The sequence below is a fragment of the Flavobacterium anhuiense genome (genome assembly GCF_050990855.1).
In the GTDB taxonomy this organism is placed as follows: Bacteria; Bacteroidota; Bacteroidia; order Flavobacteriales; family Flavobacteriaceae; genus Flavobacterium; species Flavobacterium anhuiense_C.
Genome location: NZ_CP158861.1, coordinates 4406310 through 4430994 on the forward strand (window position 1 = coordinate 4406310; position 24685 = coordinate 4430994).

Here is a 24685-nt window from a genome sequence, read left to right on the forward strand (position 1 = left end):
ATTTGTTACCGTACTAATTTTGAAAATCGCTACTTAATCTGACGCTGATTACACCGATTCGCTATCGCGAAAACACGGATTAAGGCGGATTTTTTTAATCTTTCTAAAAATTTAAATATAGAATCCGTTTTAATCAGCGTTTTTACAAAGTAAATCTGTTTTATCCGCGTCACAAAGCAGAGACAGTTGAATCCTTAGTTCAAATAACAGATAATCATATTACTTTTTATAAGCTACAGCTTTCTGTTTGCTTGTTCCTAAACCTTCAATTCCTAATTCTACAACATCTCCCGCTTTAATGTAAATCGGATCTGGTTTGATTCCTAAACCTACTCCTGGAGGCGTTCCTGTACTGATAATATCGCCAGGAAGCAATGTCATAAACTGACTTAAATAATGCACCAAATAAGGAATTTTAAAAACTAAATTTAGCGTGTTGCTGTCTTGGTATTTTTTACCGTTTACCGTCAGCCACATTTTTAAATTGTCAACATCTGCGATTTCATCTTTCGTTGCCAAAAATGGTCCAAGAGGCGCAAAAGTGTCGCTTCCTTTTCCTTTTGCCCATTGCCCGCCACGCTCCAACTGAAAAGCTCTTTCGCTATAATCATTCAACAAAGCATAACCTGCAACATAATCTAAAGCTTCCGCTTCTTCAACATAACTTGCTTTTTTTCCAACTATGAAAGCCAATTCAACTTCCCAATCTGTTTTTTCAGAGTTTTTTGGAATGATCAAATCATCGTCTGGACCGCACAAAGAAGTTGTCGATTTAAAGAAAATAATAGGTTCTGTCGGAATCGGAGCATTTGTTTCTTTGCAGTGATCCACATAATTCAATCCAATGCAGATAATTTTAGAAGGTCTTGCGACAGGCGAACCCAGACGTACTGAAGCATCTACTTCTGGCAAAGTCGGATTGCTTTCTAATGCTTGTTGTAATTTTTCTAATCCATTTTCTTCAAAGAAACTTTCGTTAAAATCGGTTACAATTGAAGAAACATCGTATCTTTTTTCTCCAATTATAACGCCCGGTTTTTCTTTTCCGATTTCTCCAAAACGTATTAATTTCATAATCGTATATTTTTAATTGTTAGTTTATTTTTTCTGACGAAAGAGCTTCGTGTTTTCGCAGGCATTCTACATTTATCAATTCAAAATTGGCGTAAAAGCGACTTCAAAAATAATAAATGTAAAAATCACAATTACAAAAATACTTTTTAAAAATTAATATTCTAGATATATTTCATTTTCCTATTCTTAAAACAGCTAAACTTTAAATTTTTATAACATTTTTTACATGGTTTGTAAAAATAATATCACTAATTGCCGATTTATGCAAAAAGATTCTTGAATAAAGTTTGTATTTGTTGCGCATTTGAATCTTATTCCTACTTTTGTAATTGTAATTTTTACATTTATTATTTCAAACGATTTCACTACTCAAAATTCCTATATAAAAATGATAAAATTAAAAGGCATTACTTGGAACCATACAAGAGGTTTGCTTCCAATGGTTGCCACATCTCAGCGTTTTACAGAACTACATCCTGAAGTTGAAATTTCTTGGGAAAAGAGAAGTTTACAAGAATTTGCCGATGCTTCAATCGAAGACTTAGCCAAAAGATTTGATTTATTGGTAATTGATCATCCTTGGACAGGTTTTGGAGCACAGACAAAAGCAATTCTTCCTGTATCTGATTATTTATCAAACGAATATATTAAAGATCAAGAAATTAATACCGTTGGAAAATCATACGGAAGTTATGTTTTTCACGACAAATTATGGGCGCTTCCTATTGATGCGGCGACTCCAGTTGCTTCTGCCCGCTTGGATCTTTTAGAAAAAAATAATTTAGAAGTTCCTAAAACGTATGATGATTTATTGGCTTTAGCGAAAAAAGGTTTAGTCGCTTTCGCTGGAATTCCGGTAGATGTTTTAATGAGTTTTTATATGTTTTGCTGCAGTTTGGGAGAAGCTCCTTTTCTTTCTGAAGAAAAAGTGATTTCTGAAACTACAGGAAAAAAAGCGCTTCAAATGTTTAGAGAACTGGCGCAATTGATTGATCCAGCTAACTTTAACAGAAATCCAATTCAGGTTTACGAAGCAATGGTCAATTCAAATGAAATTGCCTACTGCCCTTTTGCGTATGGATATTCTAACTATTCGAGAAGTGGTTACAGCAATAATCTTTTACATTTTTATGATTTAGTGCGTTTGAATGACAACCCAATGATTTCTTCTTTGGGCGGAACAGGATTGGCTGTTTCTTCATTCAGCGAACATACTGAAACAGCTATAAAATATGCTGAATTTACATGTTCATCACAAGTACAGCAAAATATTTATACCGATAACGGTGGTCAGCCAGGACATTTGCAAGCTTGGAAAAGTGAGAGAATTAATGGCGTAACACACGATTATTTCAAAAATACATTGCCAGCTTTAGAGCGTGCTTTCCTTCGTCCAAGATATTACGGTCACATGTATTTCCAAGATCACGCAGGTGATGTGGTTCGTAATTATTTGATGAATGGCGGAGACGAATTGAAAGTATTAGAAGAAATGAATGCGCTTTACGCGGAATCTCTAAAAATTCAGACGATATGAGACCTTTAGAAGGACTAATTGTTCTGGAATTCTGCCAGTTTTTGGCAGGACCTTCAGCTGGTTTAAAACTAGCTGATTTGGGCGCGCGCGTCATCAAAATCGAACGTCCTGTAAAAGGAGAAGCTTGCAGACAATTAAGTATCAAAGATTTATTTGTAGATGACAGCAGTTTGCTTTTTCATACGATAAACAGAAATAAAGAATCTTTTGCAGCCGATTTAAAAAATCCAGACGATTTGGTTTTGATTAAGAAACTAATCGAAAAGGCTGATATTATGACGCATAATTTCAGACCTGGAGTAATGGAAAAAATCGGTTTAGATTTCGAAAATACCCTTTCTATAAATCCGCAGATTATTTACGGAACTATTACAGGATACGGAAATGAAGGCCCGTGGGCTAAAAAACCGGGACAAGATTTATTGTTGCAATCACTTTCTGGTTTAAGCTGGTTAAGCGGACGCAAAAGTCAAGGTCCGGTTCCGTTTGGATTGGCAGTTGCCGATTTAATGTGCGGGAATCATTTTGTACAAGGAATTTTAGCCGCACTTTTAAAAAGAGCTAAAACAAAAAAAGGAGTTTTGGTTGAAGTGAGTTTACTTGAATCGATTTTGGACGTTCAGTTTGAAGCGATTACTTCATTCTTAAACGATGGCGGTCAATTGCCAGAACGTGGTGATATTAAAGGAAGTGCACACGCTTTTTTAAGTGCACCTTACGGAGTCTACCAAACGAAAGATGGTTATTTGTCTCTTGCCATGGGTGATTTAATTTTCATCGGAAAAACGTTAGGATTGGATTTAAACGCTTTCGCGGATAAACATTTATGGTTTGAAAAACGAGACGAAATCAGAACGATTTTAAGCGAAAGAATTCAAACCCAAACTTCTGATTATTGGATTGAAATCTTGCAGAAAGAAGGCATTTGGTGCGGAAAAGTTTTTAATTATGAAGAACTGGATAATCAGCCCTTTGTGAACGAATTACAGTTGAAACAAACCGTAAAAAATACCGAAGGAGAAACTTTAGTCACAACCAGAAGTCCGATACAGTTAGACGGTGAAATTTTGCTTAGCGAAAAAGCAGCGCCAAAAGTTGGTCAAGATAATTTAAGAATACACGAAGAGTTTATTCGATAGATTGTTGAACCGTTTATTTGTTTAATCGTTTAATCGAATTAAACAAATCGACGAATTGACGGTTAAACAAATAAACGATTAAACGAACAAACAGAAAAAATGAAACCTTTAGAAGATTATTTAATTGTAGATTTCAGTCAGTTTCTTTCGGGACCTTCAGCGAGTTTACGTCTTGCCGATTTAGGTGCGCGCGTGATAAAAATTGAAAAACCAGGAACGGGAGATATCTGCCGAACTTTATATACTTCTGATTTGATTATGAACGGCGAATCGTCTGTTTTTCATACCATCAACAGAAACAAAGAATCTTTTGCGATTGATTTTAAACAACCAGAAGAACTTCAAAAACTAAAAAAATTATTAGCCAAAGCCGATGTTGTCATGCATAATTTCAGACCCGGAGTTATGGAGCGTATTGGTTTGAGTTATGACGATGTAAAAAGCATCAATCCGAATGTGATTTATGGATCGATTTCAGGTTTTGGAGAACATCCAGATTTGAAAGATTTACCGGGTCAGGATTTGCTTTTACAATCTTTAACGGCTTTAACTTGGCTGAGCGGCAATCAAGAAGACGGTCCAGTTCCGATGGGATTGTCGATTGTAGATATGCTTGCGGGAGCGCATTTGGCTCAAGGAATTTTAGCGGCTTTATACAGAAAAGCAACGCATAATATTGGAGCACAAATTCAAGTCAGTATGTTGGAATCGGCGTTTGACTTTCAGTTTGAAACCATTACGACTTATTTCAACGATGGTGGCGAATTGCCTGTTCGAACAAAAACCAATAACGCACACGCTTATTTGGGCGCACCATACGGCATTTACAAAACCAAAAACGGCTATTTAGCGTTGGCAATGGGATCAATTCCTGTTCTGGCTTCTTTGTTGAAATGTGATGCTTTGTTAGCTTTTCCAGAAAATAAATTTACGCTTAGAGATGATATCAAAAACATCTTAGCAGAACATTTGCAAACGCAGGAAACACAATTTTGGCTAGATATTTTAGAACCTGCTGACATTTGGTGTGCAGGAGTTTTAAACTATCAACAGCTTTTTGCAGAAGACGGATTTAAAGTTTTGAATTTCACTCAGCAAGTAGAAATGCTAGATGGTTATAGTTATAAAACAACGCGCTGTCCAATAAAAATTGACGGCGAATATTTGAACTCTGGAAAAGGTTCACCAAAATTAGGTCAGGATAACGAACGTATTATTAAAGAATTTATAGACTCCTAAAAATGGATAAAATCAGAATCGCTGTTCGAAAATTCGATCCCTTCGAAAGTACATTGCAAAAGTTGTGGGATGCTTTTTGTATTGAAAATAATATTCAAGTTGAAGCCGAAATGATTCCGATGGAGCTCCATGATTTGTATGAAACCACGATTTCTAAAAAAGGCTTAAAAGAAGGAAAATGGGATATTGCGCACCTCAATACCGACTGGATTTTTGATGCTGTACACGAAAAAGCGGTTCAAGATTTATATACTTTTATTGCAGAAAATCCGCCAGAAAATTATCCTTATGGCTGGCATAAATCGCTTCTGCATTTGCAAAAACTGGACAACGGAACTTTCGGACTTCCTTTTCACGATGGTCCAGAATGTCTCATTTACAGAAAAGATTTGTTCGAAAACAAAACTGAAAAAGAGAATTTCAAAAAGCAGTTTGGTTACGAACTTTCTACTCCAAAAACTTGGCAAGAATTTGTTGATATTGCTACTTTTTTCAATCGCCCAGAAGAAAATTTATACGGAACTATTTTTGCGAATTATCCAGACGGACACAATATGGTTTTTGACTTCTGCCTGCAATTATGGACGCGCGGTGGTTCTTTAATCAATACTAAAAATCAAATTTCTATTTATAGCGAAGCTGGAATTCAAGCTTTGGATTTTTATAGAAAAATAGTAAATAATAAAAACGCTGTTCATCCTAAATCGAGAGAATTTGGTTCAGTTGAAGCTGGTTTGGCTTTCGCCGATGGACAAGCCGCAATGGCCATCAACTGGTTCGGATTTGCTTCAATGGCGGAAGTGATTGAAGAATCAAAAGTAAAAGGCAAAATTGACATTACTTCCCTTCCATCCGATCCTAATCATAAAACGGCTTCTTTGAATGTATATTGGTTGTACACAATTGGTTCAGGAAGCAAACATAAAAAACTGGCTTACGATTTTCTGCGTTTTGCTACAACTGCCGAAAGCGACAAATTGTTGACAAAAGAAGGTGGAATCGGTTGCAGAAAATCAACTTGGAAAGATGAAGAAATTAATACGTTAATTCCATTTTATCATAAATTGGAAATGCTGCACGAAAATGCTTTGACCTTACCGCAAACGCCGATTTGGCCAAAGGTGTGCGAATTTATCGATCATATGGTTTTAAAAGCTATTAATAGCGATATTCCTTCAGCACAATTATTAGAAGAAACACAAATTAATATTCAAAAAATAGAATAAAGAAAATTACCGTCATGAAAAACTTTGTCAAAGTTTTAAACTTTGACAAAGTTGACACTAATCTTAAAAATAGTTTATCATGAATATTCCATATAAACCCTTATTACCAGAAACAGAACAGCCCATCATCATTATCGGAGCAAGCGGAATCGTAAAAGATGCGCATCTTCCTGCTTACGAAATGGCTGGTTTTAAAGTTTTTGGTATTACGAATAGAACGATTTCAAAAGCATACGATTTACAGAAAGAATTCAAAATTGATCATGTTTTTGAAAGTGTTGCCGATGCTGTTAAAAATGCGCCTTCAAACGCCGTTTATGACATTACGGTTTTGCCTGATCAATATATCGAAATTTTAGAGCAATTGCCTGATGGAGCTGCGGTTCTGATTCAGAAACCAATGGGTAATGATTTGGCTCAAGCACGTGAGATCGTAGAAGTTTGCGAAAGGAAGAATTTGGTCGCTGCGATTAATTTCCAGCTTCGTTTTTCGTCTTTCGTAAGTGCTGCAAGATATTTGATTAATGAAGGAATTATCGGTGATTTATACGATTTCGAATTCAAAGTAACGGTAAATACGCCTTGGGAATTGTTTCCACTAATCAAAGAACATCCTAGATTGGAAATTCTCTTTCATAGCGTTCATTACATCGATTGCATCCGTTCTTTCCTAGGGAACCCGAAAGGAGTTTACGCAAAAACAGCTAAACATCCTCTTAAAAAATTATCTTCAAGCCGATCTACCATTATCTTAGATTATGGCGAAGATAAACATGTTGTGATCAATACAAATCATGATCATCATTTTGGTCCAAAACACGAAGAAAGCTATATTAAATGGGAAGGAACAAAAGGCGCGGTTAAGGCAAAAATGGGCTTATTGATGAATTATCCTGACGGTCTTCCTGACGTTTTTGAATATGCTTTACCTAAAAAAGATAATGAAAAAGAATACGAATGGACCAAAGTTAAGCTAGAAGGTTCATGGTTCCCAGAAGCTTTTATTGGCGCAATGTCTAATCTGATGCGTTTTAAAGAGGGCTCTGACTCCATATTATCTGCTAGCGTGCAAGATGTTTTAGGAACAATGAAAGTGGTGGAAGCTTGCTACATCAGTAGTAAAAATGGCGGAATTTCTTTTGATGAAGTGTAATTAAAACACTATATTTCAAAACCAAAAAAAAATAAATTTAGTCCTCTTCAAAAAAGCTTCATTTTGATATTTATTTGAAAGAGCCGACGAATAAAAAGTATCTAAATTATGTATTTTAAATCGACTTTTTTCGAAGATTATACCATCGACGATAAACGAGTAACTGTCGGCAGAACGATCACAGAAACTGATTTTGTGGTTCACGCTGGACATACGGGAGATTTCTTCCCGCACCATATGGATGAAGAATGGTGCAAAACACAACCTTTCGGTCAAAGAATTGCACACGGAACCATGGTTTTCAGTATAGGAATTGGTTTGACTGCATCTGAAATAAATCCAGAAGCTTTTTCAAGAGGTTATGACAGAATGCGTTTTGTAAAACCAGTTCATATTGGAGATACGATTCACTCTGAAATCACAATCTCTGAAAAAGGCGAAGCTAAAAACCCTGAATTGGGAGCTGTTACTGAACACGTAGAAATCATTAACCAACGCGGTGAAGTCGTTTTGGTTTGTGATCATTTACTTTTTGTGAAAAGAAGATCCTAAGTTTCTAAGCTACTAAGACTCTGAGTTTCTAAGTTTCTAAGTTACTAAGTTACTAAGTTACTAAGTTAAAAAACTTTGAATCTTAGTGTCTTGGTGGCAAAAGATAAAAACTTAGAATCTTAGTATCTCAGCATCTTAGCAACTCAAAAAAAATAAACAAAAAACTATCAACACAATGCAAATTACAAACCAAGCTGGCGATCAACACGAAGTGCCGACAGAAGGCGGAAAAGGAAATCAATATCTTTTGCCTTTTATTTTAGTTACATGCCTATTTTTTCTATGGGGAATGGCCCATAATCTTGATTCTGTTTTGATTCCGCACTTGAAAAAAGCGTGCGAATTAAACAATCGTCAATCTACTCTTATCGATACTTCTGTATTCTTTGCTTATTTTATTATGGCAATTCCTGCGGGAATGCTGATTAAAAGGTTTGGTTACAAAAACAGTATTATAACAGGTTTATTAGTTTTTGCAATTGGAGCCTTTTTATTTGTTCCTGCGGCTAATACTAGAACTTATGAGCTATTCTTATTTGCCTTGTTTGTAATTGGGTGCGGACTAACAATTTTAGAAACCAGTGCCAACCCTTACGCAGCGATTTTAGGACCAGCTGAATCTTCTTCTAAAAGATTGAATTTAGCGGCTTCTTTCAACGGATTAGCAGCAATGGTAGCACCAATCGTAGGTTCGCTATTTATTCTTTCAGGAACAAATCATACACCAGAACAAATGGCAGCAATGCCTGAAGCAGAAAAAGCGGCTTATTTATTAGGCGAAGCAGCTTCTGTAAAAATGCCTTACATTGTATTAGGAAGCATTTTAGTTTTGGTTGCTGTTATATTTTATTTTGTACAATTGCCTTCAATGAAAGCCACTCATGTAGAAGCTGAAATTAAGCCTGGATTTTTCTCTGTTTTAAAATTCAGACATTTAAGCTGGGGAGTTGTAGCACAGTTTTTCTACGTTGGTGCTCAAGTTTGCATTACAAGTTTCTTTATTCGTATTGCACAGCAAGGCGCTGGATTAGACGAAAAAACAGCTGGATATTATTTAGGAATCTACGGTTTTCTTTTTATGGCAGGACGTTTTATCGGTACATTCTTTTTACGTTTTGTAAAAGATTATGTATTGCTTTCTATCTATTGTGTAATGAGCGTTTTGCTATGTTTAGTAGCAATTTACGGTTCTGGAATCGTAGTTATTTATGCACTTGGAGGAATCGGATTCTTTATGTCTATTATGTTCCCAACTATTTTCTCTTTGGGAATTAAAGGCTTAAAATCGAATACTGAAACAGGTTCTTCTTGGCTGGTAATGTCAATTGTTGGTGGAGCGATTATTCCTTATGGAATGGGAACTTTAATCGATATGAATCATGATGATATTCAGTCTGGATATATTATTCCTTTAGTTTGCTTCTTGATTATTCTCTCTTTTGGAGCTATTGGCCATAAAGTAAAAGCGGTTACAGAATAGTTTTTTGCCACAGATTATTGTATGGCTTAAAAAGTTTTTTTTAGCCATGAATTCACGAATTATTTTTTTATGAATAATAATTTAAATATCAATTGCCTCCAGTTTTAACTGGAGGTTTTTTGTTTATAGGAACAATAAGGCTTTAGCCAAACTTTGCGTTTAATTCGGCTAAAGCCTTAAATGCATAATCTTTTAACCTCCAGCTAAAGCTGGAGGCAATTCATTTTTTATTTTTAGTCGCGACCTGGGCGATAGCGAATAGGTGAAGTACCAATTTCCATTAATTATAAATCATCCATTTTGTCAAAAATTCGTGCCAATTCGTGAAATTAGTGGCTATTAACAACAAAAAACGCCCCCTATTGGAGGCGTTTTTCTTAGTCATGTTTTGGAATTAATGGTGTTTTCCATTAGAGTGATCGTGGTTTTTGTCTGACTTATTGTTTCCGTGGCCGTTATTACCCTTATTACCTTTGTCGTTTCCGTAATGGTTACCGTTGTTACTTTTTGGTTTTTCGCCTCTGTTTTTTTGAGGTTTTCCAACATAACCTTTTGGATAACTGGCTCTGTGTTTTGAATGATAATAATACGGAGCATCTCCTCTATAATCGGTCAAAACTACTTTATATCCAGAGTACAAATCATATTGTCTGTATCTTGATGGAAGTCTTTTTTCACGCATCCATTTTCCACCGTTATCGTAGATAAATACGCTTTGATTGATATCATAATACACATCGATGTCTGGCAAATAGTAATACCTGCTGTTGTCGTAGCCTTGTGGTCCCCAATTTGGAGGAGTACCAATATTTACATTAACTGATACTTGCGCATGAGCAAAAAATACACTCATAAAAAGCACTGAGGCGAATACTAACTTTTTCATGTCTTTAGAATTTAAATGTTAATCTTAGTAGATAATGATCGAAAGTAATGCCAAAAGTTTGTGGCTAAAGCATTTAATATACAAATTTACGAAACTAATCGACGAATAGCATTTTTTAAACGATGTACATTTCAAAAAAACGTCTCAAAGATTGAGACGTTTTTTTTCATTATAAATCAATTATTTCCAACCGCCACCCAACGCTCTGTACAAATTAATAACAGCTTGCAATTTTTGCAGGTTGTCTGCTACTCCGCTTAACTGTGCAGCCAAAAGATTTTGTTGAGATGTTAATACATCAGTATAATTGGTTGCTGAACTATATTCTAAAAGTTCTTGAGTAAAGTCTACTGCTTTTTCTAAAGCTGCAATTTGTTTAGCTCTCGAATCTTCTTTCTCAACAGCCATTTGATACGAATACAATGCATTTGAAACTTCCTGACCAGCCACTAAAAGACTTTGCTGAAAACTGTTGTAAGCTTGCAATTGTTGTGACTGCGCTGTTGTCAATCTCATTTTGTTTAATCCGTTATTGAATAACGGCTGTGTTAAGCCTCCTATAATTGAATAAAAAATAGAATGGCTGAAGAAATCGTTTAACTCTAAATTAGAAAATCCTGTGCTTGCTGTAAGTGTCAAACTTGGATAAAAATACGTCTTAGCCAAATTTGTCGATTCGAAAGCTACTCTGAAGTTAAATTCCGCTTGACGGACATCTGGACGATTATTCAACAATTGTACTGGCATTCCAATTGCAATGTTTTCTGGGATAATCTGAGTTCCTAAAACACCTCTATCGATTGGTCCTGGAGCTTGTCCTAACAGAATGTTTAAAGCATTTTCTGCTTCACGAATGTTTTGTTTCAAATCTGGAATCAAGACTTCTGCCGCATGTTGATTGGCCTCACTTTGAACCACAGCAGCACCTGTTACAATTGCTCCTTCTTTTAAAGCTTTAATGGTTTCAACATTTTCGATACGGCTTTTTAAAGTTTCTTCTGTAATCTTCAATGATTCATCATAAGACAGAAGCAGAAAATAAGTATTCGCAATATCTGCAATTAACTGTGTCTGAACAGCTTGTTTTGCTGCATCTGTAGCCAAATACGTTGCCAAAGCTGCACGCTTAGAACTGCTTAATTTTCCCCAAACATCAATTTCCCACGAAGTGCTTACGCCTAACTTATAAGTCGTTGTTAAAGTATTGATGTTGATTCCTGCTGGAAAGTTTAAACCTGCCTGAGATTGTTTGTTATGCGTTACATTAGCATCTAATTGCAGGCTAGGATAATAAGCCAATTTACTCTGACGCAAGGAAGCTTGTGCTTGTACAATATTCTCAATCGCGTTTTTCAGGTTTAAATTCTGATCTAATCCCTTTTGAATTAAGGCATTCAGTTTTTCATCTTTAAAAACAGTATTCCAAGGCATATCTGCAATTGTAGTCGAATCTGTAGAAGACTGATCACGGTACAATTGATCGGTTTTTAAAGTAGTGGGACGTTCGTATTTCTTGGTAACAGAGCACGCACTAATGAGTGCGGCTGTTAGTACCAGTAGAATATATTTATTTGAACTATTCGTCATCGTTGTTGTAATTAAATTTTACTCTTTGTGAGCTTCTATTAAATGAATTTCGTCTTCATCATCATCGTCATCATCATAACCATCTTTTGCCGGACCACTTACTTTTTCTTGTAAGGTTTGGAAAATGATAAACAATACCGGAATCACGAAAACCCCTAAAATTGTACCAATTAACATTCCTCCCACGGCTCCAGTACCAATCGATCTATTACCTACGGCACCCGCACCAGTCGCAAACATCAACGGAACTAATCCTAAAATAAAGGCAAAAGAAGTCATCAAAATAGGTCGTAAACGTGCTACAGCTCCATCAATTGCAGCTTGTAAAATTGGAAGACCTTTTCTTCTTCTGTCCAAAGCAAATTCGACAATCAAAATACCGTTCTTCGCGAGAAGTCCAATCAACATGATTAAAGAAATCTGCAAGTAAATATTACTGTTCAGTTTGAAAATAATCGAGAACAAGTACGCTCCCGCTAATCCAAAAGGAATTGAGAATAATACGGCGAATGGCAAAATATAACTTTCGTATTGAGCACTTAACAAGAAATAAACGAATACCAAACATAAGATGAAAATGAAAATTGTCTCACTTCCAGATGCCAATTCCTCACGTGTTAAACCTGAGAATTCGTAACCATAACCTGCAGGAAGACTTTCTGCAGCTACTTCTTGAATTGCTTTAATAGCATCTCCAGAACTAAATCCTGGTTTTGGTGCTCCTGTAATCGAAATCGAAGTAAATAAGTTAAATCTCGAAATCGATTCTGGACCAAAAACTCTCGTCATTTTTACAAACTCTGTAATTGGCGCCATGTTTCCAGCGCTGTTACGAACAAAGATTTTATTTAATCCTTGCGTGTTCGTTCTAAACTCTGGAGAAGCCTGAATCATTACACGATATTGTTTTCCGAATTTGTTGAAATTCGAAGCGTACAATCCACCATAATATCCTTGCATTGTTGATAAAATCGTGTTTACAGAAACTCCTGCATCTTTCGCTTTCGCTAAATTAATATCCATCATATACTGAGGGAAACCAGGATTAAATGGTGTCGTTGCATACTGAATCTCTGGGCGCTCTGATAACTTGGCTAAGAATTCATTATTTACTTTATAAAATTCAGAAGTTGTGTGACCTCCTTTATCCTGCAATTGGAATTCGAATCCGCCACTTTGTCCAAAACCTTGAATCGTTGGAGGCGAAATAAAGAAAATATTGGCTTCACGAATTCCGCTTGTTTTTGCAAAAAGCTGTCCGATTACATCATCAACACTCAAATCACGTTCATCCCAAGGTTTCAATTTCACAATAACCATACTGTAAGCACTACCCGCACCCGCTGTAAAGTTTTGACCAACAATACGAAGTGTATTTCTAACTCCCGGAATTGTCTTTGCAATACTGTCTACTCTTTTCGCAATGACATCCGAACGTTCCATAGAAGCTGATGGCGGCAAACTAATGTTAGCGAATACAGTACCTTGGTCTTCAGATGGTACGAAAGCTGAAGGTGTCGTTTTCATCATATAAACTAATGCTATACCCGCAATTACAATTGAAGCTACTGCAATCCATTTTTTAGCAGAAAGGAAACTTACAGAACGTTTGTATCTTGCTGTAACATTATCGAATGCCACGTTAAATGAAGTATAAAAACGCTGTAAATAGCTTTTATGTTTATGATCGTCTGCATGCGGTTTCAGTAAAAGAGCACACAATGCTGGACTTAAAGTCAAAGCATTTACTGCCGAAAGAATAATCGCGACCGCAAGTGTAATACCAAACTGTTTGTAGAAAACCCCTGTCGAACCTCCAATAAAAGTTACTGGAATAAATACCGCGGCCATTACCAATGTAATCGAAATAATTGCTCCCGAAATCTCGTCCATTGCATGAATTGTCGCTTTTTTAGCCGATTTATATCCATGATCGAGTTTAGCGTGAACCGCCTCTACGACCACAATCGCATCATCGACCACAATACCAATGGCCAGAACCATCGCAAAAAGTGTCAATAAGTTAATCGTAAATCCGAATAAATTCAGGAAGAAAAACGTTCCCACAATCGCAACTGGAACTGCAATTGCTGGAATTAAAGTCGATCTAAAATCCTGAAGGAAAATAAACACTACGATGAAAACCAGAATAAAAGCTTCCACCAAAGTATGGATTACTTTTTCAATAGAAGCATCCAAGTTTTCGTTAACGTCAACCAGAGTGGTATATTTAACTCCTTTCGGGAAATTCTTCGCTGCTTCTTCAATCAATTTTTTAGAATTGTTGATTACGTCACGCGCATTAGATCCTGGAGTCTGGCTAATTGCCATCGCTGCCGATTCTACTCCATTTGTTTTAATAGTCGAAGCGTAGCTTAAAGATCCTAATTCAACTTTAGCAACATCTTTAAGTCGAAGCATTTGCCCATTTCCAACAGACTTAATTACAATTTCCTCAAATTCTTGAGCACTTGTTAAACGTCCTTTGTATTTAATTACATATTGAAAAGCCTGATCTCCATTTTCACCAAATTTACCTGGCGCAGCTTCAATATTCTGTTCTGCCAAAGCAGCCGAAATATCGCTTGGGATCAATTTGTATTGCTGCATTACATCTGGTTTAAGCCAGATTCTCATCGAGTAATCTTTTGCACCAAAAACGGTAACATCTCCTACCCCAACAACACGTTGAATTTGTGGTACAAGGTTGATCTTCGCATAGTTCTGAAGAAACGTCTGGTCGTAAGCTTTGTCTTCACTGTATAATGAGAAAATTAACAAGTTACTACTCTGACTTTTTGTAACGGTAACCCCAGCTTGAGTAACCTCAACAGGCAATAAACTGGTTGCTCTAGAAACCCTGTTCTGAACGTTTACCGCTGCTAAGTCTGGGTTTGTTCCTACTTTAAAGAAGATTTTAATAGATGCATTTCCGTCATTAGTTGCTGTAGAAGTCATGTACGTCATGTTTTCTACACCATTAATTTGCTCTTCCAACGGAATTACAATACTTTTTAGTACCACGTCGGCATTGGCTCCTGTATAACTAGCCGCCACGTTTACTGTCGGAGGTGCAATATCTGGATACTGCGATATCGGTAACTCAATTAGGCCTAAAACACCTAAAATAACGATAATAACAGATATTACCGTTGAGAGTACGGGTCTTTGTATAAATTTTTTAAACATTTTTTTTATTTTAAATCGGCGTAAACTGTTTCTGGGCTTTGATTTTGGGCTTTAATTTCAGTTCCTTCTTTTAGAGAGGCTACTCCTTCTAACACAATTTGATCTCCAGGATTTAAACCACTTGTAACTACATAATAATTACCTGCTGAATTGTCTAAAACGGTGATATTTGCATTCTTAGTTTTTCCATCTTTACCCACAACTACTGCGAAAATTTTATCCTGCAATTCGAATGTTGCGCTTTGAGGAACTATAATTGAATTTTTAACTTCGTTCGGAATTCTAACTGTAGTGCTGCTTCCGCTTCTAATAATTCCTTTTGGATTAGGAAAACGTGCTCTAAAGTTTACAGTACCTGTTTCTGTATTGATTAATCCGTTTACGGTTTCTATTTTTCCTTTTTGATCATAAGTTGAACCATCTGAAAGCAATAAAGAAACTGCCGGCATGCTTTTTATTTTTTGGTTTAATGAACCTCCAGCGTCTTTAGTAAAATTCAGCAAGACTTTTTCATTCATAGCAAAATAGGCATATACATTTCCAATACTTGAAACTGTTGTTAAAGGTTCAGCCGTATTCGAGCTTACCAAACTTCCTAAACGGAAAGGAATTGAACCTACAACACCATTTACTGGACTTGTTACTGTAGTATACCCTAAGTTAACTTTTGCATTTACTAAAGCCGCATTTGCTTGCGCTAAAGAAGCAACAGCTGACTCGTAAGTATATTGAGCAGACTCTAAATCGTATTTACTGATAATTCCTTTTTCAACCAATGGTTTTACTTTATTTACAGCTAATTTTGCTGAGCTTACATCTGCCTGAGCACTCTTAATGCTTGCCGTTGCCGTACGAACTTGTTGCTCATACTCTGGAGCGCTAATTTTAAATAATGGCTGCCCTGCTTTTACAACAGCTCCTTCATCTACGAAAATCTTGTCGATGTAACCTTCAACTCTTGGGCGAATTTCTATATTTTGTTGTCCTTGTATACTAGCTGGAAAATCGCTATTTAACGTAGCTGATTCTGGCTGTAGTGTAACAGTCTTATATTCTTTAATCTGCGGAGCTCCTCCGGCTTGAGCCGATTTATCATTTTTACCGCAAGAAGCGATAATAAGTGATGCTGCTAGAATGCTTAAAAATGATTGCTTATTCATCTTGAAAAATGTGTAATTATCTATTATATGACAACAAAAGAACTAAAATATAACACACAAAAATTTTCAAATAGACGAAGAGCGAAAGACAATCGATAAAGGTAAGATGACAGCCGACGGAATTTTTATTACTATTAAACAAGTGTTTAATTTTTATCCCGTCGGCTCTAAAATGCTTTCTAGAGGCTCTAATTCAGGTTTTAGCGATTGCTCCAATTTCATATTTAAATAAAATGTAATATTGTCCCTAAAATCACAAATTCTAATGGCACCAAACTTTTTTAGACCTTATTTATTTACCGGGCTACACATCCTTGGCTGGTCTTTATTAGGCTATCTTATGTTGTTTTACATTCCATTAACTTGGAATGTGGTACTTCCTGAGGCATTCTGGCTTTGGCAGAGCATTATATTGTTTCAACTAATCATTCTCTTTTATTATACGGCAAAAATTATAGTCCCAAAAACCATCATTAAAGACAATACTTCGGCTTTCTTAGTCTGGGCATTTGCTGCCATTATAACCCTGCAGTTAATTGCCTATTTTTATACCTCACAAACCGATCTCCATAATCAAATTAGTAAGGCTATTGGCTTTAAGAAATATAAAAATCCGTATTTTGATAATTACGTTTTTACTCTGACATTATTGGTTTTAGGAATCAGTACCAGTTGGGCGATGCTAACACACTGGCAAAAAGCAGCACAACACAAACTGAAACTGGAGCAAGACAAAACAATGGCAGAATTGGCCATGCTGAAAGCGCAAATTAATCCGCATTTTTTCTTTAATTCATTAAATAGCATTTATTCTCTGACTTATACTGATATTGAAGATTCTAGAAATGCATTACATACTTTAAGCCGCATGATGCGCTATTTGCTTTACAGTAACGAAGAAAAAACTACGCTACTGAAAGAAGCAGAATTTATGAGAGATTTCATTGCATTAATGAAGCTTCGTGCCAATAGCAAACTAACTATTACAACAGACATTCCAGAAAAAATACACGACTATCCAATTGTTCCCATGTTATTACTACCTTTAGTAGAAAATGCTTTTAAACATGGTGTTCATGCTACAGATAAAAGCGAGATTTACATTAAACTAACACAAAATGGCGGCAATCTGGAATTTGAAGTAGAGAATACTTATTTTGAAAAAACATCGGTTTCTGACGTTGGCGGAATTGGTCTAACCAATACCAAACGAAGATTACAACTGATTTATCCTAATCAGCATTATATTTCTTTTGGCGTTACCGATCATGGAACATATAAAATTAAATTGAAAATAAATCTAGAGCAATGACGGTATTAAAATGTATAGCAGTAGATGATGAACCATTAGCTTTAAAACTGGTAGAAACGTTTATACAGCAAACTCCATTTTTAGAATTAATTACAACATGCGACAATGCTGTAGACGCTATGGGCATCATTAAAGAAACAAAACCCGATTTGGTTTTCTTAGACATCAACATGCCTAATTTGAGCGGAATGGAATTGGCAAGACTTCTACAAGATCAAGCCGGACCACTGCCAAAAATTGTTTTTACAACAGCTTACAATCATTATGCAATCGAAGGTTATCGTGTAAACGCGGTAGATTATCTTTTAAAACCTTTCAGCTACGAAGAATTTCTGCGCGCTTCAAGCAAAGTTTTGCAATTAACAGAAGAAGCCAATAACAATTTTACAACAATTGCTGCCGATGATGAATTTATCTTTTTGAAAGTCGAATACCAATGGGTTCGAATTTCATTAAAAGACATCACTTATATCGAAAGTTTAAAAGATTATGTAAAAGTGCATCTCGAAGATTCTCAAAAAGCTTTAATGTCCCTTATTTCACTTAAAGCATTAGAAGAAAAACTACCTTCCTCAAAATTTATGCGCGTTCATCGTTCCTTTATTGTTTCGCTTGACAAAATTAGCGCTATCAGCAAAAACTCGATTTTTATCGATAAAATAGAAATCACAGTCGGCGAGCAATACAAAGAAGCGTTTAAAGTATTAGTCGATAAATGGCTAAAATAAAATTAGAATAGTAAATATCATGGAAAAAAGATCAAACAAATATTACCTTACTTTAAGTCTTAAGGAATATGCAAATGGTGAAACCGAACCTGCAAAAGAACTCGGAATCGAATTTGACAATCACGACGAAATCTTCGGAATTATTGAAAGAATAAAATCTAAAAACATTTTTGCCAATGAGTCTGAAGCTACTCAATTTGCTTTAGGGTTAAAATTATTTAGTGAAATCAAATTAAAAAACAGAAAAAATCCGCTTTTTGAAGAATTAAATGAAGTATTTCCTGTCTTCATGAAAAAATTAAAAAGTCTTTAAATTTCTCTTTAAAAACAAGACTTCAGCTCCATTTTTATTGAATTTTAGAATGTTAATTTTTTGCTAAGAAAAAAACAATACAATTCTTACTGGCAATATTTTGTAGCAATTTTCCGTTCCAATTAGGCATGTCCCACTAAATGCTTTTCCAAAAGAAGTTTAATTTCTGTTAAATGAAATTCTTTAGCTTCACATAAAATGTTAAAAGCATTTAGGCATTCTTAATTGAAAATAAAATTGAGAATTTCGTTTGAAACTGACCATTTCTAATTAACGAATCTCTACTCGCAATCTTCTTTTTCGAAATGTTCGATAATGCAAAAAATTATTTTTTAACCATTAAAATGAAGCATTATGATAATTCAAAAAAGTATTTTTCTTCTAGCCGGAATTTTTATTTTGGGCAGCTGTTCGAATAACGACAATACTGACCCAGGAACCGATCCGGGACCAACTGGTCCACCTGTAGAAACAGGTAATGCCAATACCACTTATCAGCCCGCATTTTCTGGACAAACACGAGCAGGAAGCATTCAAACTACCACAGCATATGAAGCTAAAGTAATCACCAGCGGTTTAAGCGCTCCTTGGGGAGTTGCCTATCTTCCTGATGGACGTCTTTTGGTAACTGAAAAATCGGGGAAAATTAGAATTGTTACTCAGGCTGGAGTTATTGGCAACGCATTAACTGGCGTACCAGCAGTAAATCCTGCTGATCAAGGAGGATTATTAGGGATTTGCTTAGATCCTTCATACGCTACTAACCGAATGATTTATTGGGTATTCTCTGAAATTGTTGCTGGTGGAAATATTACCGCTGTAGCGAAAGGAAGAATTTCAGACAATGAAACTGCTATTGAAAATCCGACTGTTATTTATCGTTCTAATACCCCAAACGCAAGTACACTACACTACGGAGGCCGCGTTTTATTTGATAAAACTGGAAATTTATTTGTGAGCATTGGAGAAAGATCTGTATTAGAAACTCGTCCGTTGGCACAATCAGTAACTAGCAGCTTGGGAAAAATTGTACATATTACCACAAGCGGACAAGCGGCATCAGGCAATCCAACTTTCACACAATCAGGAGCTTTACCAGAACTTTATACCATTGGGCATAGAAATCCACAAGGATTGGCCATACATCCGACTACAGGTGAATTATGGCAAAGCGAACACGGCCCAAGAGGTGGCGACGAAATTAACAGAATTAAAGCTGGAGCAAATTATGGCTGGCCAACAATTACGTACGGAATTGAATATAGTGGTACGAAAATTGGAGAAGGTATTACACAAAAAGATGGAATGGAACAGCCTGTTTATTATTGGGATCCTGTAGTATCACCAAGTGGAATGACATTTTACGCAGGAAACCGTATTCCAGAATGGCAAAATAATCTTTTTATTGGTTCTTTAAGCGGTATGCACATTGTGCGTTTAGCTTTTAAAGACAATAAAGTAGCTGGTGAGGAAAGATTATTAGCCACAGAAGGACAAAGATTTAGAGATATTACACAAGGAAAAGATGAAGCATTATACGCCGTTACCGATCAAGGAAGACTTTATCGAATAGATAAAAAATAAACAACTTGTTCACTATACATGCCAAAAAACGCCCCAATTATGGGGCGTTTCGTGTTTTTGTGATTTTGTTTTTTTTTGTTTCAAGTTTCAGGTTTCAAGTTAAACGCACCAGAATAAAACTTGAAACCTGAAACCTGAAACAAAAAACTTAAGCTTTTGCTTTTCTTTTTACAGTACAGCCAATTTCTTTGGTTTGTGTAACGGCAGGTTTTTGACCGCTTTTTAATGATGCAATTACATCTTCAGCGTATTTTACTTTCTGCGGATTATTTCCTTCTGGATCATTATCGATTGCTCCAACATATTCTACTACATTTCCTTTTGCCGTTTTAGAAACGATAAAAATGTGAGGGGTACGTTTTGCGCCATATTCATCAGTGATTTTTTGTCCTGGATCAAATAAATAGGGGAAAGAATATTTTTTCTCCTTTGCCAAATCCTGCATTTTTGCAAATGTATCTGCCGTAGAAGCTTCTGGATCGTTTGGATTAATCGCAATTACTGGATATCCTTGTGATTTGAATTTTTTATCTAAATCGATAATTCTCTGTTCATATCCAATTGCGTACGGACATGTATTGCAGGTAAAAACAACAATATATCCTTTTGCATCTTTAAAAGTTCCGAACGAAACTTCTTTGTTGTCTACATTTTTCAATTTAAAATCTGGAGCTGTATCCCCCGCTTTAAGGGTTACTGCATTTTGTGCATGAGATAGAAAAGCAGAAAATGCTAATGCTAGTAATAAGATTATTTTCTTCATAATGGTTTACAGTTTTTTATATTCAGTTAATAATTGTTCGTAGGTAAATTCGCTTTCCACAAATTTTCTTTTGTCTCCTTTAATAAAAAGCGTTGCTGGAATACTTCCTGACCAACTTGGATCTATTCTATCAATAAACTCTTGTGGATTGCTTTCGTTTAATAGAAAAACTTCATTTTTTAAATTTTTCCTTTTCACAAACGGAATTACATTTGATTGCAGTTTCGATTTAAAATCTAAGCTCACCAATAAAATAGCCAATTTCTCTGATTTATATTCTGCTCTCAGTTTCTCAAAATGCGGTAATTCTTTTATGCAGGGTGCGCACCAAGTCGCCCAGAAGTTAACCACATAGGTACTGTCTTTTCCGTTTTTTACTCGCTCGTTCAGCTGATTTATAGTTAAAAGCTTCACGTTCTGATTGTATCCTTTCACGGAAAAAAGCAAAAACAGAAAAAAGGAAATTTTTAAAAGTTTATTTTTCATCGATCTTTTGACCTTAAAATTAATTTGTTTCCTACAAATATAAACTAATGCGTAATTAGATTTTGTTAATGAAAAATTAATGATTTTTTTTTGAGATTCTAAGATGCTAATTTTCTAAGTTTTATTATGTTTCGTTCCTACGGAACTTTAGATCTCGGTCTATTCTATGACAACGGATTAAAATCCGTTGCTACAAGACCAAAACATTCCTACGGAATTATAAAAATTGAATTGTTGAATCTCACGTAAAAGAGCCGTTAGGCTCGTCCAATATTGTAGCGCTGGATTTTAATCCAGCGAAAAATAGCGATATTCAAAATCGAGAATCATAGATTCGAAACATTATATCATCATCACCTTTTCTAGTCATCTTTTTTTGACTAATTGACTCACAATAATATTCACCTCAACTTTGCAGCAATTAAAAACTCGAGCGTACATTTTAAAATTATGAAAATACTGTCGCTATTATTAATCTTGATTTGCAGTACAAGCTGCCAATCACAAACGAATTCAAAAATGAGTCAAGATAAAACTAATCCGTTATTATGCGATCCTGTGAGTGGAATGTGTGAAATGCCTATTGGCGAACAATCGAATGAAAAAACATTGATTCCATCAGAAAATAAACCTATTAAAATTATTTACTACACCGATCCTATTTGTTCTTCTTGTTGGGGAATCGAACCTCAACTTAGAAAATTAAAGTTAGAATACGGCGATTATTTTGATATTGATTATCGAATGGGTGGTTTACTGCCCGATTGGAGCTATAACAGTGGCGGAATAAGCAAACCTTCTGATGTAGCACATCATTGGGATGAAGCTAGTTTGTATTACGAGATGCCGATTGACGGAAATGTTTGGATTGAAGATCCGTTAGATTCTTCTTATCCTTCTTGTATTGCTATGAAAGCGGCTCAAATGCAAAGCAAAACAAAAGCGATTTCCTTTATGCGTATTCTTCGCGAAAAGCTGTATTTGGATAAGAAGAATATTGCAAAATGGGAAAACATAACAGAAGCTGCAAAAAACGCTGGTTTGGATGTTCAGAAATTAAAAGCAGATTATGATGATGCTGAAGAACTTTTTCAAGAAGATTTAAACTACGCCCGAACGCTTGGAGTGAGGGGTTTTCCAACTTTATTTTTTTCCGACGGAAATGGCAAGCAATTAACTGTCTATGGTTCTAAACCTTATGCAGATTTCAAGAATACCTTATTGGCTTTATTTCCTGAAGCAAAAAAGAAAAATATTAAAAATGAAAATGCATTAGATCTATTTGAGACTTTTCCAACATTAGCTCCCAAAGAATATGCGGTTATTTTAGACAAATCAACTTCTGAAGCTACCTCTATTTTAGAAAAATTACATCAGCAAGGTTTATTAGACAAAAAGACAATCAAAAACGGTTCGCTTTATATTATTAAAAAGTAAATTTATTGATTGACATCTTTTGACCTTTCTCTGTATTTGGCGAGAGCAATTTTATCAATTGGCAAAACAAACGGATTTTCATTCACATCGATCCATTCAAATTTGCTAATATCAGGACTATTGATTTTTAGGTTTTCAAGATCGGTTATTTTCACAATATAATAAATCAGTAGAATTTGTCTGCCGTCGTCTAAAATCGATTCCACAAAATGTTCTTGTGTGTATAAGTGCTCTACGATTTCAATTTTAACGTCAAGTTCTTCTGAAAACTCCCTGTGCAAACAGTCTAAAACGCCTTCACCAAATTCAACGCCTCCGCCAGGGAGTTTGCAGAATATTTTACCTTTGTGGTATTCATAAAGTGCTAAAATCTTAGTATCGTTTTCGCATATCGCATAGGCTCTTACGTTAAAACTAGAGAGAGGTTTCATAAATAGAAAATCAAAATTCTTTCGATGCAAATTTAAAAATTAAAAAGCCGTAAAGTTTAATTTCTTTACGGCTTTTGTTCTTTATTATATACTTTTAGTCAAATCTCTTTCAAAATCAAGTCGGCTACAACATCTATTGCCTGATTGATAATTTCTTCTGGCGTTCCCTTAAATTCAAAACGTTTGGCAATTTGTTTTTCAGCGAAGATTATATGTAAAAAAATAGTCCCTACGGGTTTAGATTCACTTTCGCTGCCACCTGGCGTTGTCAATCCAGTTAAGCCTACACAAATATCAGAATTAATATAACGATAAAAATTCTGCGCCATCAGCCTCGTAACCTCAGCAGATTCTGCACTATACTGTTCAATTGTTCCCCACGGAATATGAAGTAAATCCTCCTTCATAGAAGAATGATAACACACTATTCCTCCTATTAGAATTCTTCCCGAATTAAAAACAGTCGAAAATTCATAGCACATTTTTCCTGCAGAAGCACTTTCTGCAAATGCAATTGTCATGTTCTTTTCTATTAAAGCCTGACAGCACGCTGTTACCTTTTCTGATGCCATATTGTTTTTAAATTTAATTGGATATTATTCTATCAAATGTATTTTGTTTCACTTTAGTAAACTTACATAATTTCTTACAATTTTTACATTATAAGTAACTGTTAATTATGCAACTATATCATTTTTTTTTATAATACACCCGTCCTTTTTAGATGTTAATTTTGTAAATATAGCTTCTCGACTAAATCGAAATTACAAGCCAAATAAAATTATATAAGCCTGAAATTTAATTACAGTGAGAACTGTAAATATTTTAATCATCTTCTTGTGAAGATTCAAACATTAAAAAAATAACAAATCAAAAAAACACTATTATGGAAAAGCAACATAACCATGATTACGGTCAATTTGATCCTGATTATATCGAACAAAACACACTTGTTGACGGGACTTATTCTAATGAAGACGAATTCAAACAAGTTTTAAAGAAACATGACAGCCGAGAATTTGGAGAAAGCGATCCAGATCATTACGAGCAAAACAAGCTTATTGATAATGACAATTATGCACGAGACGAAGATCCGTATCAATATCAAGAAGAGTTTGTTGAAGATCCTTCTCATCCAAAGGGAGATTTTGAACCTAACCCTAATATCAGAGCAGAAAACATTCCTAACCAGGAACGAATTATCAATGAAGACGATGCCATTACAAACGATGACACCGAAGATGATTTAAATGATGAATATGATCCTGATTTACAATACGAAAACGATCGTGAAAGAGATGAAGATCATGACAAGGATGAGGAATTAGATGATTTTGATGCCGAACACTATCCAGAAAATCACCCTAGAGAATAGCAAAAATTATTGTAAATTGTAATGTAATATCAAT

22 protein-coding genes are annotated in these 24685 nt (G+C 35.3%); 13 read left to right on the plus strand and 9 right to left on the minus strand.

Translation table 11 applies throughout. The annotated features are described in order from the left end of the window. Positions 1-219 precede the first annotated feature (219 nt). Positions 220-1074, minus strand: coding sequence for a fumarylacetoacetate hydrolase family protein (locus tag ABTV69_RS19160; RefSeq protein WP_433831639.1), 855 nt, complete (start codon positions 1072-1074; stop codon positions 220-222). Positions 1075-1462: 388 nt separating this feature from the next. Between ABTV69_RS19160 and ABTV69_RS19165 the strand changes: the two genes are divergently transcribed. The 7 genes from ABTV69_RS19165 to fucP all read left to right on the plus strand — a co-directional run bounded on the left by ABTV69_RS19165 (position 1463) and on the right by fucP (position 9400). Beyond that, complete coding sequence (locus ABTV69_RS19165; protein WP_433831640.1) at positions 1463-2611, plus strand: ABC transporter substrate-binding protein; 1149 nt, start codon at positions 1463-1465, stop codon at positions 2609-2611. After that, a complete protein-coding gene (locus ABTV69_RS19170) occupies positions 2608-3750 on the plus strand; it encodes a CaiB/BaiF CoA transferase family protein (protein ID WP_433831642.1) in 1143 nt (380 codons plus the stop codon). The genes ABTV69_RS19165 and ABTV69_RS19170 overlap by 4 nt, the downstream gene beginning before the upstream one ends. Before the next feature lie 99 nt (positions 3751-3849). Then, positions 3850-4989: a CaiB/BaiF CoA transferase family protein gene (locus ABTV69_RS19175; protein ID WP_433831644.1), complete on the plus strand. Its 1140-nt coding sequence runs from the start codon at positions 3850-3852 to the stop codon at positions 4987-4989. Positions 4990-4991: 2 nt separating this feature from the next. Then, on the plus strand, positions 4992-6215 hold the full coding sequence (locus tag ABTV69_RS19180) for an extracellular solute-binding protein (RefSeq protein WP_433831646.1): 1224 nt from the start codon (positions 4992-4994) through the stop codon (positions 6213-6215). Positions 6216-6294: 79 nt separating this feature from the next. Then, the gene (locus ABTV69_RS19185; RefSeq protein WP_433831648.1) at positions 6295-7368 is read left to right on the plus strand and encodes a Gfo/Idh/MocA family protein; all 1074 of its coding nucleotides are present in this window, start codon (positions 6295-6297) and stop codon (positions 7366-7368) included. A 108-nt stretch (positions 7369-7476) separates the two neighbouring features. After that, positions 7477-7920 (plus strand): MaoC/PaaZ C-terminal domain-containing protein, encoded by a 444-nt coding sequence (locus ABTV69_RS19190; protein ID WP_433831650.1) that lies wholly within the window; start codon positions 7477-7479, stop codon positions 7918-7920. 175 nt (positions 7921-8095) lie between these two features. Next, positions 8096-9400, plus strand: a complete 1305-nt coding sequence (gene fucP, locus ABTV69_RS19195) for an L-fucose:H+ symporter permease (protein ID WP_433831652.1) — start codon at positions 8096-8098, stop codon at positions 9398-9400. Between the two features lie 394 nt (positions 9401-9794). Here fucP and ABTV69_RS19200 read toward each other — a convergent pair whose 3' ends face one another. The 4 genes from ABTV69_RS19200 to ABTV69_RS19215 form a co-directional block, all read right to left on the minus strand. Continuing rightward, positions 9795-10286: a hypothetical protein gene (locus ABTV69_RS19200; RefSeq protein WP_433831654.1), complete on the minus strand. Its 492-nt coding sequence runs from the start codon at positions 10284-10286 to the stop codon at positions 9795-9797. A gap of 180 nt (positions 10287-10466) precedes the next feature. Beyond that, complete coding sequence (locus ABTV69_RS19205; RefSeq protein ID WP_433831656.1) at positions 10467-11873, minus strand: efflux transporter outer membrane subunit; 1407 nt, start codon at positions 11871-11873, stop codon at positions 10467-10469. Between the two features lie 18 nt (positions 11874-11891). After that, positions 11892-15062, minus strand: a complete 3171-nt coding sequence (locus tag ABTV69_RS19210) for an efflux RND transporter permease subunit (RefSeq protein WP_433831658.1) — start codon at positions 15060-15062, stop codon at positions 11892-11894. 5 nt (positions 15063-15067) lie between these two features. Beyond that, complete coding sequence (locus tag ABTV69_RS19215) at positions 15068-16222, minus strand: efflux RND transporter periplasmic adaptor subunit (protein WP_433831660.1); 1155 nt, start codon at positions 16220-16222, stop codon at positions 15068-15070. A 265-nt stretch (positions 16223-16487) separates the two neighbouring features. Between ABTV69_RS19215 and ABTV69_RS19220 the strand changes: the two genes are divergently transcribed. The 4 genes from ABTV69_RS19220 (at position 16488) to ABTV69_RS19235 (ending at position 20159) form a co-directional block, all read left to right on the plus strand. Beyond that, positions 16488-17534, plus strand: coding sequence for a sensor histidine kinase (locus tag ABTV69_RS19220; RefSeq protein WP_433831662.1), 1047 nt, complete (start codon positions 16488-16490; stop codon positions 17532-17534). Next, complete coding sequence (locus ABTV69_RS19225; RefSeq protein WP_433831664.1) at positions 17531-18262, plus strand: LytR/AlgR family response regulator transcription factor; 732 nt, start codon at positions 17531-17533, stop codon at positions 18260-18262. The genes ABTV69_RS19220 and ABTV69_RS19225 overlap by 4 nt, the downstream gene beginning before the upstream one ends. 19 nt (positions 18263-18281) lie before the next feature. Then, entirely contained in the window at positions 18282-18575 is a 294-nt protein-coding gene (locus ABTV69_RS19230; RefSeq protein ID WP_433831666.1) for a DUF3861 domain-containing protein, read from the plus strand. A gap of 354 nt (positions 18576-18929) precedes the next feature. Further along, positions 18930-20159, plus strand: a complete 1230-nt coding sequence (locus tag ABTV69_RS19235; RefSeq protein WP_433831668.1) for a PQQ-dependent sugar dehydrogenase — start codon at positions 18930-18932, stop codon at positions 20157-20159. A gap of 148 nt (positions 20160-20307) precedes the next feature. On the opposite strand, the gene ABTV69_RS19240 is transcribed toward ABTV69_RS19235, so the two are convergent. Together ABTV69_RS19240 and ABTV69_RS19245 are read right to left on the minus strand one after the other, a co-directional pair. After that, complete coding sequence (locus ABTV69_RS19240; RefSeq protein WP_433831670.1) at positions 20308-20922, minus strand: thioredoxin family protein; 615 nt, start codon at positions 20920-20922, stop codon at positions 20308-20310. Between the two features lie 6 nt (positions 20923-20928). Then, on the minus strand, positions 20929-21408 hold the full coding sequence (locus tag ABTV69_RS19245; RefSeq protein WP_433831672.1) for a redoxin domain-containing protein: 480 nt from the start codon (positions 21406-21408) through the stop codon (positions 20929-20931). Between the two features lie 519 nt (positions 21409-21927). Between ABTV69_RS19245 and ABTV69_RS19250 the strand changes: the two genes are divergently transcribed. Further along, positions 21928-22845, plus strand: a complete 918-nt coding sequence (locus ABTV69_RS19250; protein ID WP_433831674.1) for a DsbA family protein — start codon at positions 21928-21930, stop codon at positions 22843-22845. Positions 22846-22847: 2 nt separating this feature from the next. On the opposite strand, the gene ABTV69_RS19255 is transcribed toward ABTV69_RS19250, so the two are convergent. After that, complete coding sequence (locus ABTV69_RS19255) at positions 22848-23276, minus strand: NUDIX domain-containing protein (protein ID WP_433831676.1); 429 nt, start codon at positions 23274-23276, stop codon at positions 22848-22850. Between the two features lie 98 nt (positions 23277-23374). Further along, the gene (locus tag ABTV69_RS19260; RefSeq protein WP_433831678.1) at positions 23375-23848 is read right to left on the minus strand and encodes a CinA family protein; all 474 of its coding nucleotides are present in this window, start codon (positions 23846-23848) and stop codon (positions 23375-23377) included. A gap of 314 nt (positions 23849-24162) precedes the next feature. Here ABTV69_RS19260 and ABTV69_RS19265 point away from each other — a divergent pair, with 314 nt between their 5' ends. Next, the gene (locus ABTV69_RS19265; RefSeq protein WP_433831680.1) at positions 24163-24651 is read left to right on the plus strand and encodes a hypothetical protein; all 489 of its coding nucleotides are present in this window, start codon (positions 24163-24165) and stop codon (positions 24649-24651) included. The last annotated feature ends 34 nt before the right edge of the window (positions 24652-24685 follow it).